Raw genomic sequence first — 17,257 nt, forward strand, 5'->3', positions numbered from 1 at the left:
AATTATTCTAGTTCTTCTAATTTTTGGATTAAATGTTCCAGTTTTTTAGTATCATGAATAGATTGTTTCATTTCGTTATAAATCATTTGACGTTGTTCAAATTTCTCATATAACTTTAATTTAGTTTCATAGTCTTCTACTAAATCGCCAGTTCTTCTTATATTATCATAAACCGCTTGTCTACTCACTTTAAACGTTTCAGCAATTTCACTTAATGAGTAATCATTTAGATAAAATAACTCAAGATAATTCTTTTGTTTTTCAGTAAGCAAAGAATGGTAAAAATCAAATAGATAATTCATTCTTAACGTTTTAACTAAATCATTTTTCCCCATTTTGGTGTTCCTCATTATTATCTGTTAAGCTTTGCATTTCATCAGGGATATTATCATTTTGCTCAATCATATCAGCAAACAATCCATATACATAACTTTCAGGATTAAATGGTTGTAAATCATCTAGTTTTTCACCTAAACCAACGTATTTTACTGGAATATGCAATTCGTTTCGAATAGCAAGTACAATACCACCTTTTGCTGTGCCATCTAATTTAGTGAGCACAATCCCTGAAACGTTGGTTACTTCTTTGAATGAACGTGCTTGTGATAGTGCATTTTGACCAGTGGTTGCGTCTAAACATAATAATGCTTCATGTGGTGCATCTGGAACAGCACGACTAATGACTCGTTTCATTTTGTCCAATTCTTGCATTAAGTTTGATTTATTTTGTAAACGACCTGCTGTATCACAAATTAATATATCTACATCTTTATTCTTAGCCGCATTGATTGCATCATAAACCACTGCTGCAGGATCAGAACCTTCGCTTTGTCTGATTACCTCTACGCCTACACGATCGCCCCAAACTTGTAATTGTTCAATTGCACCTGCTCTGAAAGTATCACCAGCAGCCAACATAACTTTTTTACCTTCCATTTTATAACGATGTGCCAATTTACCAATCGTTGTAGTTTTACCTACACCATTGACCCCAACCATTAAAATGACATTTAATCGGCCATCTTCGATATTCATTGCTTCTGAATGATCATCTTCTTGGTGATAAATTTCTACAATTTTTTCAACGATAACTTCTCTTAAACCTTCAGTTTCTTTGATATTACGACGTTGTGCTTCTGTACGTAATTCATCCGTTAATTGCATAACCGTATTAAAACCTACATCCGCAGTAATCAACATTTCTTCTAAAGCTTCGAAGAAATCTTCATCTACAGTTCTATAACGTGCAATCAAGTTATTTAATTGCTCCTGGAAGTTTTCTCTTGATTTTTCTAAACCTGCTTTAAATTTCGCTCCCATTTTTTGAGCTTCAATTTCTTCAAAATCTTCAATTGAAATTAACCCATCTTCGTCAAAGTCAGCTTCGCTTAATTTACGTGGTTTTTTCTTTTTTGGTGCAGGTTCTTCATTTTCTTGTTCATTGTCTTTTGTTGATGGTTGATCTAATTCCTCATCTTCCGTTAATTCCTTTTCAATATCTTCAGTCGACTTTGTAGAAAATTTATCTTTTAGTCGTTTGAAAAAACTCATGCATTTTCCTCCTTCATAACCTCATCTATTGTATTTAAATTTACACTTACTAATTTTGAAACGCCTGACTCTTGCATTGTAACACCATATAAACGATCCGAATACTCCATGGTACCTTTTCTATGCGTAATGACAATAAACTGTGTTTTTTCCGATAAATCATTTAAAAATTGTGCGTAACGAATAACATTAGCTTCATCCAAAGCTGCTTCCACTTCGTCTAGTATAACAAATGGTGCTGATCTTACTTTTAAAATAGCAAACAGTAATGCAATAGCACTTAATGCGCGTTCGCCACCACTTAATAAAGAAAGATTTTGTAATTTTTTACCTGGTGGTTGAACAATAATATCTACTCCCGCAGACAAGTAATCATCATCCGTAAGCTCTAACTTGGCATGACCACCACCAAAAAGTGATTGAAAGACAGTTGTGAAATAATCTTGTACTTCAAAAAATGTAGCTTTGAAACGATCTTTTACTTCTTGATCCATTTCATCAATGATTTGTTCTAAAGTCTGTTTTGCTTCTCTTAAATCATTTCTCTGTTCATTCAAAAATGTATAACGTTCATTTAATTCTTCAAATTGTTCAATAGCATTAACATTAACTGAACCTAATTCTTCAATTGACATCTTAGTTAATTTTACTTTTTTTCTTAATGTTTCTATTGGAACATTTGATTGATAAGTTTCTCTCGCACGTTCAAGTGTAAGATGATACGTTTCATTTAAATGATTCATTGCGTGATTAATAAGAACATCTAATTTAGACTGTTGGGCCTTAATATCTTGATAAAAACTTTCAATAGATAATAAATCTTGATGGCATTGTTCGAGTTTGTACTCATGAATTTCAATATCTTCATTTATAGAATCTTTCTGTTCTTTTAAAGTATCAAGTTTTTGTTTTAATTTATCACGTTGAGACGCTTTATCTTGGATACTTGATTGAAGTTGTTGAAATGCTTTTTCGCCCATCATATCGTCAGAATTAAATAATTCTATTTTCTCTTTAGTTGCAATGATTTGTTGGTTAATTTGTGCAAGTTGCTTATCTATTCTTTCCAATGACATAGTTTGATGACTTATTTTTTCTTTAACGACTGCAACATCAGAACGTTTTTGATTTAATTCTTTTTCAACTTGCGATACATTTTCTTTACCTTCTTTAGAGAGTTTTGAATATACCTCTATGTCATTTTCAAGTTGTTTTAGTTGCTCTTGAATTTCAGATAAACGCAATTGTTGTTGCTTTAATGTATGACGACTTTTTTCACTTTGATAGCCATCATTTTTCTCAAATTCAAATTCTTCATGTTCACTTTTTATATGTGTTTCTTGTTTTTTCAATCGATCTAAAGTCAATGTTTCTTCGTGAGCGGTATCTTTTAATTGATGATATTGTTGGCTTAAATCTACATACTTATTACTTAATGTCTCAACTTTCTCTTTTTGCTTTTGCAATTGTTGTTCGAATTCTTTTGTTTTCTCTTCGTAGTCGTTTAATTGTGTTTTCATTGTTGCCAATTCATCTTTTTGAGCTAAAATACTTTTTGATTGACGCATTCCGCCACCTGTCATTGCTCCTCCTGGATTAACGATATCTCCTTCTAAGGTAACGATTCGCGCTTTATATTGAATCGCTCTTGCAAGTTCATTCGCAATTTTAAGATTCTCCACTATAATTGTAGTACCCATCAAATTATCTATCACAGCTTGATACGTTTGATTAACTTCAACCGCTTCCGATGCAATATTAATAAAACCATCAAAATTTCGAGCTACATTTTGAATATGATGAGATAAACTTCTTGCTCTAATTACATTTAGTGGTAAAAATGTTGCTCTTCCTAATCCTCGTTGTTTTAAAAATTTTATCGCTTGGCGACCATCTTTTTCATTATTTACAATAATGTGTTGTAATGAGGCTCCTAACGCTGATTCAATCGCTTGTGTCAATTTTGATGGTACCTTGATGACTTCAGCTACTGCACCATGAATACCACTTAAAGTATTCTCTTTTGCTTTTAATATATGTTTTACTCCATTAAAAAAGTAGGAATAGTCTTCTGCTTGTGTTTCTAAACTTTCCATACGCACGCGCATTTTATCAGTATATCGATAAGCTTGATATAACTTATCTTCATATGTCGCTTCTATACGTTTTGCTTCAGATAAACGATCTTCAACGTCACGCATGTCTTTCTCTGTTATGTTCATTTTTTGTGATATAGTAGTATGCGCTTGTTCTGTTTGATGTATGTCATTTTGAATATGTTTAAGTTGATCAAATACTTCTATTAATCTTGCATCGAGACGTGTTTTTTTAGTTTCATTTTCTTGAATAGTACGTTCTAAAAAACGAATATCATTATTCACTTCAGATTGCTCAGACATTAATTCATAATATTCATTTTTAATAGTTTCTAATTTTTCATCATGTTGTGCATCTGTAAGATTAAGTTTTGATTCTAACTGTTTAATCTCTTTATTAAGCGATTGATGCTGTTTTTTAAGTTTAGATACTTGTTCTACAGAAAGTTCTCTTTCATCTTGAACATTCTTTAATTCATACTGTAAATTATCTAATTCTTCTTCAAATCGTGCATTCGTTTCTGATTGATTTCTTTTTCGCTCTTCAAGTACATTTAATTTTCCAATAAATTTTTCATATTCCTCAGTTGTAGTAATTAAATCTATATTAGTGTGGTCGGTATCTCTTTCAAGTTTTTGACGTTGCGTTTTTTGTTTTTGTAAATATTGATTTAATTGAGCTTGTTGACCTTCTTTTTCAGCTTGTTGGCTTTTTAGATGATTCAATCGTTCATCGAGTTGACGATTCTCTTCATCATATTGATTAATATCGTGTACAGTTACAACAACATCACTATGCTCCATCTCTTTTGATAATTGTAAGTATTCTTTAGCAATAGATGCTTCTGCTTTTAGGGGTTCAACACGCCCTTCTAAATCATATAAAATATCCTCTACTCGAGATAGATTATCTTCTGTATGACCAAGCTTTTGTAAAGATTCCGTTTTTCTTTTTTTATACTTTAAAACACCCGCTGATTCTTCTATGATTTGACGTCGGTCAACAGGTTTAGCATTTAAAATTTCATCTACTCTACCTTGTGAAATAATACTAAACGCTTCTTTTCCTAGACCAGAATCTAAAAATAACTCTGTAATATCGCGTAGACGTGCCCTATCATTATTTAAATAATATTCGCTTTCTCCACTACGATAAAGACGACGTGTTACAATCACATCATCAGCCTCAATCTGCAATTCTCTTGTAGAATTATCTAATTTTAATTGTACTTCTGCATAATTTTGTGCTTGACGATGTTCTGCCCCTGAGAAAATAATATCTTCCATTTTAGAGCCACGAAGCGACTTAGCAGATTGTTCTCCTAAAACCCATTTAATCGCATCAGTAATATTACTTTTCCCACTACCATTTGGACCAACAATTGCTGTCACGCCTTTATCGAACTGTACATTCGTACGATCTGCAAATGACTTAAAGCCAACGGTATCTATAGATTTCAAATAAACCATACTCTTCTCCTTAATTCATTCATACTCATTCTTGTTGAAAAGAAGATAATATATGAAATGCGTTCATTATTATTTGTTCTCATCTCTTAACTTATGATAAGCACTTTCAGCTGCTTTTTGTTCAGATTCTTTTTTTGTTCTGCCTTGTCCTTTTGCGATTGCTTTATTTTCTAAAATCACTTCAGATGTAAATAAGCGATGGTGTGCTGGACCTTCTTCTTTAATCAAATGATACGTCACATCCCCTTTACTTTGACTATGAATATATTCTTGGAATTGTGTTTTAAAATCGACCACGCCAATTAATTCATTATGTTCTACATATGGAAAAATGACTTTTTGAGCAAACTTCCAGACTACTTCTAAGCCTTGGTCTAAGTATAAAGCCCCAATAAACGCTTCAAAAGCATCTGATACTAATGAAGGTCTTGTTCTACCACCTGTTTTTTCTTCACCTTTTCCAAGTAAAATGAGTTGATTTAATTCAATTTTATTTGCAAATATTACAAGTGAGGGTTCACATACGATTGTCGCTCTCATTTTAGTTAAATTTCCTTCTGGTAAATTAGGATATTTGTCAAAAAGGTAACGTGAAACCGTCAATTCTAATACCGCATCTCCTAAAAATTCTAAACGCTCGTTATGAGCTAATCGATCCATATTAAAATCATTAATAAAGCTAGAGTGCGAAAACGCTTGTTGGTACACATCTAAATGAGTATAACTAAGACCAAGCATCTTCATTTTTTTATCAAATTGATATTGAAAATCTTTAATCATTTCTGATTGTTTCGGGTGCATGATTGATAAACCTCCGTTCATGTTATTGATGTCCTATGAAAAAAATCTGAGCCATCATGACGACGACTCAGATGTAAGTTTTTATTTTTCAAGACTATTGATGTATTTAACTGCATCACCAACAGTGTTGATTTTTTCAGCTTCTTCATCAGGAATTTCAGTACCAAATTCGTCTTCTAATTCCATCACTAATTCAGCGATATCAAGTGAGTCAGCGCCTAAATCATCTTTGAAAGATGCATCTTCTGTTACTTTATCAGCGTCTACACCTAAACGGTCAACGATGATATCTTTTACTTTATCGAAGTTTTCCACGTCGATTCACCTCCTTTAAAAGTGTCTATCCATAGACTATTATATTTTCCCATTTTAAGGGCTAAAACACAAGTATTTATTAAAAGGATAATGACTATTTATCCTTTTAAATACATGACGTATATATTACATATACATGCCACCATTAACTGATAACGTTTGACCTGTAATATATTTTGCACGATCAGATGCTAAAAATGACACTGCATAGGCAATATCTTTATCTTCTCCAAAACGTGATAATGGAATTTGCTCCAACATTTGTGATTTAAGATCTTCATTTAATGCATTTGTCATATCTGAGACGATAAACCCAGGCGCAACTGCATTAACAGTAATACCACGTGAAGCAAGTTCACGTGCACTTGATTTTGTCAGTCCTTCAATACCTGCTTTTGTCGCAACATAATTAGCTTGTCCAGGATTACCCATAGCCGCTACAATACTAGATAAATTGATAATAGCACCGCTACGTTGACGTAACATTTGTGGCGTAGCTTTTTGAATACAATTAAATGTCCCTTTTAAGTTAGTATTAATAACGTCATCCCATTCTTGCTCTTTCATTCGCATTAATAAATTGTCTTTTGTAATACCTGCGTTGTTTACAAGAACATCTAAAGAGCCAAATTGATTTACAACTTCTTTAATCATAACTTTGACTTGATCACCTTCAGCAACATTTGCTTGTATTGCAAAACTTTCTACGCCTTTTTCTTTAATTTCTTTAACCACTGCTTCTGCTTTTTCTTTATTACCCGCGTAATTAACTGCTACATTGAATCCATCTTCTGCTAATTGCAATGCAATACTACGTCCAATTCCTCTAGAAGCACCAGTTACTAATGCACTTTTAGTCATTTTCATTCCATCCTTTCACATCTTCTAATGTTTGAATCGATGTAATTTTAACATCTCGATTAATTTTTTTAATTAAACCAGATAATACTTTACCAGGTCCAATTTCAATAAAATGATCCACACCTTGGTCTATTAACCATTCTGTCGATTTAATAAATTGTACTGGTGAATAGAGTTGTTTCACCATATTTTGTTTAATCGTTTCTGCTTTTGTTTCTCCATGAGCATTGTAATTTTGAACGATAGGAAATTGAGCATCATTCCAAGTGAATTGATCAATAAATGAAGCGAAATTCTCTTCAATTACTTGCATCATTGAAGAGTGGAAAGGACCTGATACTGCTAAAGGAATCACACGCTTCGCACCTAAAGATTTTCCTTCTTTAGTTAATTTATCAATCAGCGCTTTATGCCCAGATACAACGATTTGACCTGGTGCATTAATATTGGCAGGTTCAATTAATTGATCTCCAAATGAAATTTCTTTACAAATTTCATTTACCTCTTCATAACTTAGCCCTAAAACAGCAGCCATACTTCCTACACCATTTGGAAAAGCTTGAGTCATTAATTCGCCACGCTTACGCACAATTTTCACTGCATCTTCAAATTTTAGTACACCAGCAGCCACTAAACTTGAATATTCACCTAGACTATGCCCCATTGTATAGTCAGCATCTATATAGTTTAGTGCTTTTAGTAATGCAATACTATGTGTTAACAATGCAGGTTGAGTATTCTCAGTTTCTCCTAATTTTTCCTCTTTATCTGTAAACATCGTTTCTAATAAATCAAAATCAACCGTTGTTTGCGCTAATTCTAAAATAGAAGTCGCATCTTTATTAACTTGATATAAATCTTTAGCCATTCCGACTTTTTGTGCACCTTGTCCAGGAAAAACAATTGCAATTTTACTCATTGTCACTACCTACCGTTTCTCTCATAATTTTTACTATTTGTTCATCACCAGCAATTTTAGCTTGTCGAATTGCAGAATAGAATGCACGTGCATTTGAACTGCCATGTGCTTTTACTACAGTACCATCTAACCCTAAAAGAACAGATCCACCATATTCTGCATAATCTAATTTTTTCGCAAACTTACTGATATCTTTTTTCAATATCGCCGCAGCAAGCTTATTTTTTAAATTAGCTAATAGTGTACCTTTTAACATTTTTCCAATTGATTTAGCAGTACCTTCGATGTTTTTTAGTACCATATTTCCAGTATAACCATCAGTGACAACTACATCTGTGTCACCCTCCATCAATGTTTTAGCCTCAATATTTCCATTAAATCGAATAGTCGCTTCATCTTTTAATAATTGATATGTTTTTTTAGTCAAAGCATTTCCTTTTGCTGGTTCAGTTCCGATATTCAACAATGATATTTTAGGTTGTTGAATACCTCTAATTTTTTGAGCATAAATATTACCTAGCTGTGCATATTGCAATAAGTGTTCAGGTTTTGCATCTGCATTGGCTCCAACATCTAAAAAGACAAATCCTTTACCATCGATAGTAGGTAATGTGACAACAAGTGCTGGTCTAGCTACGCCTTTAATACGTCCGACGATAAATAGCCCTGCTGACATTAAAGCACCTGTATTACCAGCAGATACACAGCCATCTGCCTCACCAGATTTAACCGCTTCTGCCATGCGTACCATTGAACTGTCTTTTTTTCTTTTAATGGCACGTACAGGCTCATCTTCCATCTCAATTTTTTCTGAACAATGTCTAAACTCTATACGCTCATGATTTAATGTATATTGTTTTTCATCACCAAATAAAATAATTTCTAAATCTTTAAAATCATTGATTGCTTTTTCTACAGCTTCTAATACGATTCCTGGTGCATTGTCGCCACCCATCATATCTACAGCAATTTTAACCATGGTTTTCATCCTCACTTATATAAAACATTTTAAATATGCCTGTAAAAACGCGTGTATCTTTTACAAAAGATTCCACTTTTATATCATAATGTCGATTTGTTCTATTGATTACGGTTGCTTCTGCTCTAACATTATCATGCAACTTTACTTTTTCAATAAATTTCAAATTACTTTCTTGAGTTAACACAGTAGAGTTATGTATTAGGGCTACACATAATGAATTAGCTTGAGCAAATAAAATATGCCCCCGTGCAATACGTGTTTTTTGAAACACATACTCTTCTGTAATTTCTATAATAGATTGGGCAGAATAATTAGGTTTAACTTGAATAAGATCCCCAATCACTTCATTAGCTTCCAATCCTTTGATATATTCATAATTTTGTTTAGCTACAGATTTAATACGTTTACGTAATTCAGGAATATTAAGTTGTGTGCGATCCAGACGGATAGTTTGAATACTTACGTTGAATAATTCACACAATTCACTATCCGTAATAAAGGGGTTTTCATTAATCGCCTTCTTAATCTCATGACGACGTTCTGTTTTTTTTAATTTCATACTTTCCTCCCCTTTAAATATTTTAGTACCAAGTCTTAATCATTCCTCACATATCATAACACTTTCTATTTATTATCCTCAACAAATATTACATGTTCATATAATAAATAATTTGAATTAAATATCAGTTTACTGATGTTAATCAAAACTTATGTTAAGTAAATGGTCGTTGATAAATGCTCTTAAACGTTCATATTTCTCAGTAAAGAACTCCCCGGATTGAATGAGTTCTGCAGCCTCATCACGAGCTACTTCTAGCATACGATAATCTTCTACTATATTAGCAACCATAAAATCTGGTAACCCGCTTTGTTTAACTCCAAAGAAATCACCAGGGCCTCTCATTTCTAAGTCACGTTCACTTAATTCAAATCCATCTGTAGTTTGTGTCATAATGGTCATTCTTTCTATGCCAGTTTCTGTTTTAGGTGATGCAATTAATACACAATAACTTTGATGTTCACTACGTCCAACACGACCTCTAAGTTGATGTAATGTAGATAATCCAAAGCGATCAGCATCATAAATCATCATGAATGTAGCATTAGGAACATTAACGCCTACTTCAACTACGGTTGTCGACACTAAGATATCAATATCATGATGACTAAAACGTGCCATTACATCATCTTTTTCGTCTGCTGACATTTTCCCATGTAATAAACCTACATGTGTTTTACCATAAAATTCTTGTAGTGACTCAAAAAGTTCAACAACATTTTGTACATCTTCTAGATGTTCAGAACTTTCAATTAGTGGACAAATCACATAGGCTTGGCGTCCTTTTTTTAGTTCGCTTGTCATTTGAGCTAACACTTGGTCATACTGTTCATGTTTCGCCCAATGTGTAATAATTGGCTTTCGACCTTTAGGTAGTTGTTTAATTGAGGACACATCCATTTCTCCAAATACTGAAATGGCTAACGTTCTCGGTATAGGCGTCGCAGTCATAAACAATACGTTGGTCATAGCACCTTTTTCTCTTAGTAATTGACGTTGATTCACACCAAAACGATGCTGTTCATCAGTAATCACTAACCCTACATTTTTAAATTGTACATCATCTTGAATCAATGCATGTGTACCAATTAAACAATCGATCGTTCCATTCTCTAATTGTTCTAGCAATACACGTCTTTTTTTTCCTTTTACCGATCCAGTTAATAAAGCCACATTCATATGGTCACCGAAAAGTTCTGTTAAACTGTTTGCATGTTGTTCAGCCAAAATTTCTGTAGGTACCATCAGTGCAGATTGATAACCAGCAGTTTTGAGTGCATACATACAAATTGCTGCTACAACTGTTTTCCCTGACCCAACATCACCTTGTAATAAACGATGCATGCGTATTGGCGCTTTCAAATCTCTAAATATTTCATTAACGCTCGATTTCTGTGCATCTGTTAATTCAAAAGGTAACGACTGGATAAATGACTTTACTTTATTAATATCATAATTAATTTCAATGGCTTCATCTGAAGCTTTTTCTAAGCGATTTAACCATTGCATACGTAGTTCAAACATAAATAATTCAGTAAAAGCATATGTACGTCTCGCACGCATAAGCGCTTGTTTATCTTTAGGTAGATGTAACGTTTTAATAGTATAATCTAGTAATTCCAATTTGTACTTTTGTCTTAATTCCTCTGTAATCCATTCATGTATAGTGACATCATTAAGAGATTGATGAATCATATCACGCATCTGTTTTTGTTTAATACCTTCTTTAAGTCGATATACCGGTTCTAATCTCACTTCTTCAGTAGAGGTATGAGTGTCATTAAAAAAAATACGATTGCCATTAATTTCTTGTTTAGCACGATTCCATTTACCTTTTATTGTTACTATTTGATTTAACTCAATTTTCTTTTTTAAATACGGTTGATTAAAAAATACACATTTAACTGCGATATTATCAATCATTAAATGGACAGTTAATTTTGATTTATTCCGGCCAAAAAAGGCTACCGTGGGTACAGAATAAATTTCTCCTGCTACTGTCACAGTAGATTGATCTTCAGCTAAGTTTAAATCTACGACAGTATTATCTTCATAACGTGTTGGTAAATATAACACTAAATCTTCTATTGTGTGAATGTTTAATTCATGTAGTAAAGCAATTCTCTTTGGTCCAAGTCCTTTTATAGATTGAAGCGGATATGGACTTTCAATTAAACTAACTTTCGACATTATTTCTCACCTAATATTTTTAATCTTATTTATATTTTATCACGTTTATTATAAATATTTAGTGATACCATCTTACTATAGCTCACTCGACAAATGAATATCACTCGCTTCATTTAAACGTATAAACGTACAACATTCACTTTTAACACTAATATCAATTATCATACTTAACCAATAAAAAGAGATCCTACAATGTTTCAATCTATTTTAATTGATTTTGCATTAGCTCTTCATCTTATTTAAATTTTAGAAGTACGAAATATTTTATATTTCATCAAGGTCCAAATCAAGAACGATTTATACATATATTCCCAGTTATTATTACTGCTGAATTATATGATATTTTTAATCACTCTTTGAGTATTAGATATCTTCTTAATTGTTATATCTTCCTCTATTTTACAGTTCATTACTGATAGCATATCTTTCTATTTTACTATATATTGATTGGTCATTATGTCTTGAAAAATCTATTAAATTAAGCTCTCCATTGTCATATTTTTCAATACTTTTCTTAAATATAAAATGGGGAGTGACAACGACAATTATTTCATCGTTATCACTCCCACTATTAAATCTCACTTTATTCTACAGCAAATAAATATGGATAAATTGGTTGATCACCTTTATGGATTTCTATTTCAACATCTGGATATTCATTTTCTATCCATTCTTCTAATTGAGTTGTCATATCAGATTGTGCATCTTCACCAGTTATCACTGTTAATATTTCACTTTCTTCATTTAACAATGTACTTAATAAGCCAGTAATAGTTTTAAATTCATCTGCATTACTAGTCACAATTTTACTTTCAGCTAATCCCATAAATTCATCTTTTTTAATATCTACACCATCAATCTTAGTATCTCTGACAGCAAATGTAATTGATCCAGATTTAACTGTTTCTAACGCTGTATTCATATGAGACGCATTTTCTTCTAACGTAGATGCAACATCATATTGGAAAAGTGCTGCAATACCTTGAGGAATAGATGTAGTTGGAATGACTACTGTGTCAGCTTTAACAAGTTGTGCTGCTTGATCACTAGACATTCTAATATTTTTGTTATTTGGTAAGATAATTGCACGCTGGCATTCAGACTGTTCAATCACCTTAACAATATCCTCTGTAGAAGGATTCATTGTTTGCCCACCACTAATAATGTGTGTCGCACCCATTGAAGTGAACAACTCAGAGATACCTTCACCCATTGAAATGGCAATTACTGCTGTTTCAACTGTTTTAGGTTGTTGCGAAGCTGTTGCTTGTTGATGACTTTGTTCTTTTCTAATTACTTCACGATGTTGTTCACGCATATTTTCTACTTTTAATTTAATAAGTTCACCATATTGTTGTCCATAATTGAACACTTCACCTGGTGTTTCTGTATGTACATGGACTTTAACTATTTCATCATCATTAATAACTAATAATGAATCACCAAATTCGCTCATATCATTTCTGAATGTTTGTTCATTAAATTCTTTTTTATCTTTTCCAAAGCGTACCATCATTTCAGTACAATAACCGTACTTAATATCTTCTGTATTAATAACCCCATGAAAATCATGTTCTTCATGAACCAAATCTTCTGTGTCTAATTTTTGTTTGTTAGCTTCAACTTTTTCGCCTTTTAGTCCTTTTAAAAAGCCTTCGTAGACACATAATAAACCTTTACCGCCACTATCCACTACGCCTACTTCTTTTAAAACTGCTAATAAATTTGGCGTATTATTTAAAGATTGCTCAGCTTTTTCGATTGTATATTCCATTACTTCGATGCAGTCATCTGTTTCTTCTGCTTTAGTCATAGCTGCACTTGCTGCATCTTTGGCAACAGTCAAAATAGTTCCCTCAACTGGTTTCATGACTGCTTTATAAGCTGTATCTACACCTGCTTGAAAACTACTAGCAAATTGTTGAGCATTAATCTCCTTTTCATCTTCAATATTTTTGCAAAATCCTCTAAATAATTGAGATAAAATAACACCAGAGTTACCACGTGCTCCCATTAAAAGTCCTTTAGAAAAAGTTTTACCTAATTCACCAATACTTTGAGATAAATTATTTTCAACTTCTTCGCGACCTGAGGTAATTGTTAAATTCATATTTGTTCCTGTATCACCATCAGGTACCGGGTATACATTAAGGGAATCAACTAAATCTGCATTATTAGATAAATTGTGTGCCCCTTGTATAATCATATCGGCAAATAATTTACCATTAATTTTGCTAATCATCGTGCTTTGTCCTCCTATACCTTCTTGCCCTTGTTATTAAGTCTTACACCTTGTACAAAAATATTAATAGAATTCACTTTAATATTAAGTGAACTTTCGAGTGTATATTTTACTGATGATTGTACATTGTTAGCTACTTCAGAAATTTTGACACCATAACTTACAATGATGTACATATCTATATCAATCACACCATTATCTTCTTTAACAACAATGCCTTTAGCATAATTCTCATGTCCTAATATTTCAGCAATACCGTCTCTTACTTGTTGTCTAGATGCCATGCCAACAATGCCATAACTTTCTACAGCTTTACTTCCTACAACAGAAGCAATGACCTCATTTGAGATATCAATTTTGCCATAGTCATTTAAGATTTCTAATGTCATCTTCATTATCCTCCTGAATTATGGTTAAAATCATATTTAATAAATGATGTATACATATATGATAAAGATAACTATTTTATAAATAAGCCAATCTACATAAAAATATATTATAATAACTCCACAATAGTTAATTATACCATAGATTTACATTTTCAAAACAATTAACATAAATTACATATGATTTTATTGCTTTAAATATTGATATATGGTATCTTATTTAAGTATATAAGTAGTTAAGTGTATTTATATTTATTAAAGGAGGTACTTTGATGGGTAAACAATGTTACGTAACAGGTCGTAAAGCTACGACTGGTAATAATCGTTCACACGCTTTAAATGCGAACAAACGCAGATTTAACGCTAACCTTCAAAAAGTTAGAATTTTAGTTGACGGTAAACCTAAAAAAGTTTGGGTTTCTGCTCGTGCTTTAAAATCTGGTAAAGTTACTAGAGTTTAATAAATATAATGCACTAAAAATGCCTTCATATGTGGTGAAGGCATTTTTTTATTACTCTAAATCTCTACTTCTCATTTGCAGTACTTGACCTTTTTCAACTTCGATAATTGCCATTGATCGATTGACTTCATTAGAAATTGTCAGTGTAGAGCCTATTTCTAAGTGCTGATGATTTAAATTATATTTAAACCCAGATAAAGATAATATCACTTCTCCATTTACTGGAATAAATGAAACATATTGATATTTATCAGATTTACGAAGTTGATGTGTTCCGGTATTAAGTAGCATGATTTCATTTTGCTTATCTATTACTTTAATTATAATTTCTTTTTTTATATAGTCTGACTTGAAAAGAATTTGTAATGTTCCCATAAAATGATCTAATCTTCCACCCGTTGCTCCGTAGATATCTATTTCTGTATATCCCTTTTGAATAGCTTGTTCTACGCCTAATGCTAAATCAGTGTCATCTTTTTCAGCTTTAACTGGATGAATATTTAATGTTTTTTTTAAAATTTCTCTTTCTTCATCATTGACGGAGTCAAAATCGCCCACTGAAAAAACAGGTACAATACTGTGTTCAGAAAGAATTAAAGTCCCACGATCTATTCCACCCCAAGGTTCAGTTGATAATTTTGAAAAAATATGAGGTGGTAAATGACGATCTCCACATAGTAAATTAATTTTCATTATCTCAACCTCTCAATATTTTAGTCACTGTTTTATAATCATCATGGTTAAAAAAGTATGAACCTGTAACAAAAAGGTTAGCCCCATGTTTTGCACAAATATCTATCGTTTTATCATTTATACCGCCATCGACTTCAATATTAAAATTTAAATTAAAAGATGACTTCAAATCATTTAATAACTTAATTTTTGAAGCACACATGTCGATAAATGTTTGTCCACCGAAACCAGGATTAACCGTCATTACTAAAACATAATCCACCATGGAAAGAACAGGTACGACCCTATCTACAGGGGTGCCAGGATTAATTACTACACCTGCTTTTTTATCTAGACTTTTGATAAGTTGAATAGCACGATGAATATGAGGAGTTGATTCAATATGGACTGAAATCATGTCTGCACCATGTTTTGCAAATGTCTCAATATAGTTTTCAGGATTCTCAATCATGAGGTGTACATCAATTGGTAATTGTGTAGTTGATCTTACTGCATCTAATATGGGTAATCCAATTGATATATTAGGTACAAATTGACCATCCATAACATCAAAATGTAGACCGTCAACGCCCGCTTCTTCTAATAATTGTATTTCATGTTTTAAATTCAAAAAATCGACTGATAATAAAGAAGGAAAAATGTGTCTCATTAATATCTAACCTTTCTATTCGAAATTTCATTAACTAATTGTAAATAGTGTTCATAACGAAATTGTGCTAAATTATTGTTTTCTAATTGATGTTTAACATTGCATTTAGGTTCTTTAATATGATTACAATTTCTAAATTTACAATCATTTCCAAAAGTATTAATTTCTTTAAAGTAATACTTTACATCATCTTTTTCAATATGATCAAAATCAAGTGCACTAAAACCAGGTGTATCTGCTATAAAACCATTTTCTCTTTCAAATAGCTCTACATGTCTTGTCGTATGTTTGCCTCGATTAAGTGATTTAGAGATATCATTGGTTTCAAGATTTAGTTCTGGTTTAAACGTATTTATAAATGTTGATTTTCCAACACCAGATTGTCCACTTAGCACAATTAGACCATTGGGCCAAGTATTCACAATATCAACTTTATCAGTTTTTTTACCTACAAATTGAACAGAATATCCTATTTCCTTATATGTATTTAGTATTGTTTCGATATGATTGATTTGCGTTTCACTAGCAATATCTTTTTTAGTGACTAATATACTAGGAGATAAGTTGTAAGAATGTGCAATCACTAAAAATCTGTCTAACAATTGTGTTGAAAATTTAGGTTCAACCGCACTCATTACAATAATCAGACCATCAATATTACTTACTGGAGGACGCTTTAATGCATTGTGGCGTTCATGCACGTGGTGAATATAACCTTCATCTTCATTTTGAATGTCAAAGTCAACGATATCTCCTACTACAGGAGAAAATTTTTTCTTTCTAAAAAGACCACGAGGTTTAGTATTATATTTTTTTCCACCTACATCTACTTGATATACTCCACTAATTAGTTTAACAATACGTCCTGTTTCCAAATTAACACCTCAAATTAAGTATTTATGTTTACGTTATTATAGCAAACATAGAATTAATAATATATATATTCTATACCCTCATCATAAAGATAAGGATAGAAAGACATTGAAATCACTTAAAAAATTAACTTTACATAATAAAATTATAGTTGTTAAAAAGACAATTTCTATATTATTTCAATAGAAATTGTCTTTTAAAATTAACAT

Annotated in this window: 16 protein-coding genes; 1 reads left to right on the top strand and 15 read right to left on the bottom strand. The window is 32.0% G+C overall.

Going from position 1 to position 17,257, the window contains the following annotated elements:
- Positions 1 to 2: 2 nt before the first annotated feature.
- The 12 genes from NSU06_RS07585 to NSU06_RS07640 form a co-directional block, all read right to left on the bottom strand.
- The gene (locus NSU06_RS07585) at positions 3 to 335 is read right to left on the bottom strand and encodes a putative DNA-binding protein (protein WP_017174585.1); all 333 of its coding nucleotides are present in this window, start codon (positions 333 to 335) and stop codon (positions 3 to 5) included.
- Entirely contained in the window at positions 322 to 1,551 is a 1,230-nt protein-coding gene (gene ftsY, locus NSU06_RS07590; RefSeq protein WP_017174584.1) for a signal recognition particle-docking protein FtsY, read from the bottom strand. Before ftsY ends, NSU06_RS07585 begins: the two co-directional genes overlap by 14 nt.
- Complete coding sequence (gene smc, locus NSU06_RS07595; protein WP_340779711.1) at positions 1,548 to 5,117, bottom strand: chromosome segregation protein SMC; 3,570 nt, start codon at positions 5,115 to 5,117, stop codon at positions 1,548 to 1,550. The genes ftsY and smc overlap by 4 nt, the downstream gene beginning before the upstream one ends.
- Positions 5,118 to 5,186: 69 nt before the next feature.
- Positions 5,187 to 5,918 carry a ribonuclease III gene (gene rnc / locus NSU06_RS07600; RefSeq protein ID WP_002448736.1) on the bottom strand — a complete coding sequence of 244 codons (732 nt, stop codon included), beginning with the start codon at positions 5,916 to 5,918 and terminating at the stop codon, positions 5,187 to 5,189.
- Positions 5,919 to 5,999: 81 nt separating this feature from the next.
- Positions 6,000 to 6,233: an acyl carrier protein gene (locus tag NSU06_RS07605; protein ID WP_001830184.1), complete on the bottom strand. Its 234-nt coding sequence runs from the start codon at positions 6,231 to 6,233 to the stop codon at positions 6,000 to 6,002.
- A 126-nt stretch (positions 6,234 to 6,359) separates the two neighbouring features.
- Positions 6,360 to 7,094 carry a 3-oxoacyl-[acyl-carrier-protein] reductase gene (fabG, locus tag NSU06_RS07610; protein WP_017174582.1) on the bottom strand — a complete coding sequence of 245 codons (735 nt, stop codon included), beginning with the start codon at positions 7,092 to 7,094 and terminating at the stop codon, positions 6,360 to 6,362.
- Complete coding sequence (gene fabD, locus NSU06_RS07615) at positions 7,087 to 8,013, bottom strand: ACP S-malonyltransferase (RefSeq protein WP_340779713.1); 927 nt, start codon at positions 8,011 to 8,013, stop codon at positions 7,087 to 7,089. The genes fabG and fabD overlap by 8 nt, the downstream gene beginning before the upstream one ends.
- Positions 8,006 to 8,992: a phosphate acyltransferase PlsX gene (gene plsX / locus NSU06_RS07620; protein ID WP_017174580.1), complete on the bottom strand. Its 987-nt coding sequence runs from the start codon at positions 8,990 to 8,992 to the stop codon at positions 8,006 to 8,008. Before plsX ends, fabD begins: the two co-directional genes overlap by 8 nt.
- Positions 8,985 to 9,554, bottom strand: a complete 570-nt coding sequence (gene fapR / locus NSU06_RS07625) for a transcription factor FapR (RefSeq protein ID WP_017174579.1) — start codon at positions 9,552 to 9,554, stop codon at positions 8,985 to 8,987. The genes plsX and fapR overlap by 8 nt, the downstream gene beginning before the upstream one ends.
- A gap of 138 nt (positions 9,555 to 9,692) precedes the next feature.
- The gene (recG, locus tag NSU06_RS07630) at positions 9,693 to 11,744 is read right to left on the bottom strand and encodes an ATP-dependent DNA helicase RecG (RefSeq protein WP_019835645.1); all 2,052 of its coding nucleotides are present in this window, start codon (positions 11,742 to 11,744) and stop codon (positions 9,693 to 9,695) included.
- A 583-nt stretch (positions 11,745 to 12,327) separates the two neighbouring features.
- The gene (fakA, locus tag NSU06_RS07635) at positions 12,328 to 13,986 is read right to left on the bottom strand and encodes a fatty acid kinase catalytic subunit FakA (RefSeq protein WP_017174577.1); all 1,659 of its coding nucleotides are present in this window, start codon (positions 13,984 to 13,986) and stop codon (positions 12,328 to 12,330) included.
- Positions 13,987 to 14,000: 14 nt separating this feature from the next.
- On the bottom strand, positions 14,001 to 14,375 hold the full coding sequence (locus NSU06_RS07640) for an Asp23/Gls24 family envelope stress response protein (protein WP_002448841.1): 375 nt from the start codon (positions 14,373 to 14,375) through the stop codon (positions 14,001 to 14,003).
- Positions 14,376 to 14,644: 269 nt separating this feature from the next.
- Here NSU06_RS07640 and rpmB point away from each other — a divergent pair, with 269 nt between their 5' ends.
- The gene (gene rpmB, locus NSU06_RS07645) at positions 14,645 to 14,833 is read left to right on the top strand and encodes a 50S ribosomal protein L28 (protein WP_002448748.1); all 189 of its coding nucleotides are present in this window, start codon (positions 14,645 to 14,647) and stop codon (positions 14,831 to 14,833) included.
- A gap of 51 nt (positions 14,834 to 14,884) precedes the next feature.
- Here the strand turns inward: rpmB and NSU06_RS07650 are convergent, their stop codons facing one another.
- From NSU06_RS07650 to rsgA, 3 genes are read right to left on the bottom strand one after another with little or no spacing between them, the layout of a single operon-like run.
- Positions 14,885 to 15,526: a thiamine diphosphokinase gene (locus tag NSU06_RS07650; RefSeq protein ID WP_340779716.1), complete on the bottom strand. Its 642-nt coding sequence runs from the start codon at positions 15,524 to 15,526 to the stop codon at positions 14,885 to 14,887.
- A 4-nt stretch (positions 15,527 to 15,530) separates the two neighbouring features.
- Entirely contained in the window at positions 15,531 to 16,175 is a 645-nt protein-coding gene (gene rpe, locus NSU06_RS07655) for a ribulose-phosphate 3-epimerase (RefSeq protein WP_017174575.1), read from the bottom strand.
- Positions 16,175 to 17,050, bottom strand: a complete 876-nt coding sequence (gene rsgA / locus NSU06_RS07660; protein WP_017174574.1) for a ribosome small subunit-dependent GTPase A — start codon at positions 17,048 to 17,050, stop codon at positions 16,175 to 16,177. Before rsgA ends, rpe begins: the two co-directional genes overlap by 1 nt.
- Between the last annotated feature and the right edge of the window lie 207 nt (positions 17,051 to 17,257).

Source organism: Staphylococcus sp. FSL W8-1270, from assembly GCF_038007165.1.
GTDB lineage: Bacteria > Bacillota > Bacilli > Staphylococcales > Staphylococcaceae > Staphylococcus > Staphylococcus hominis.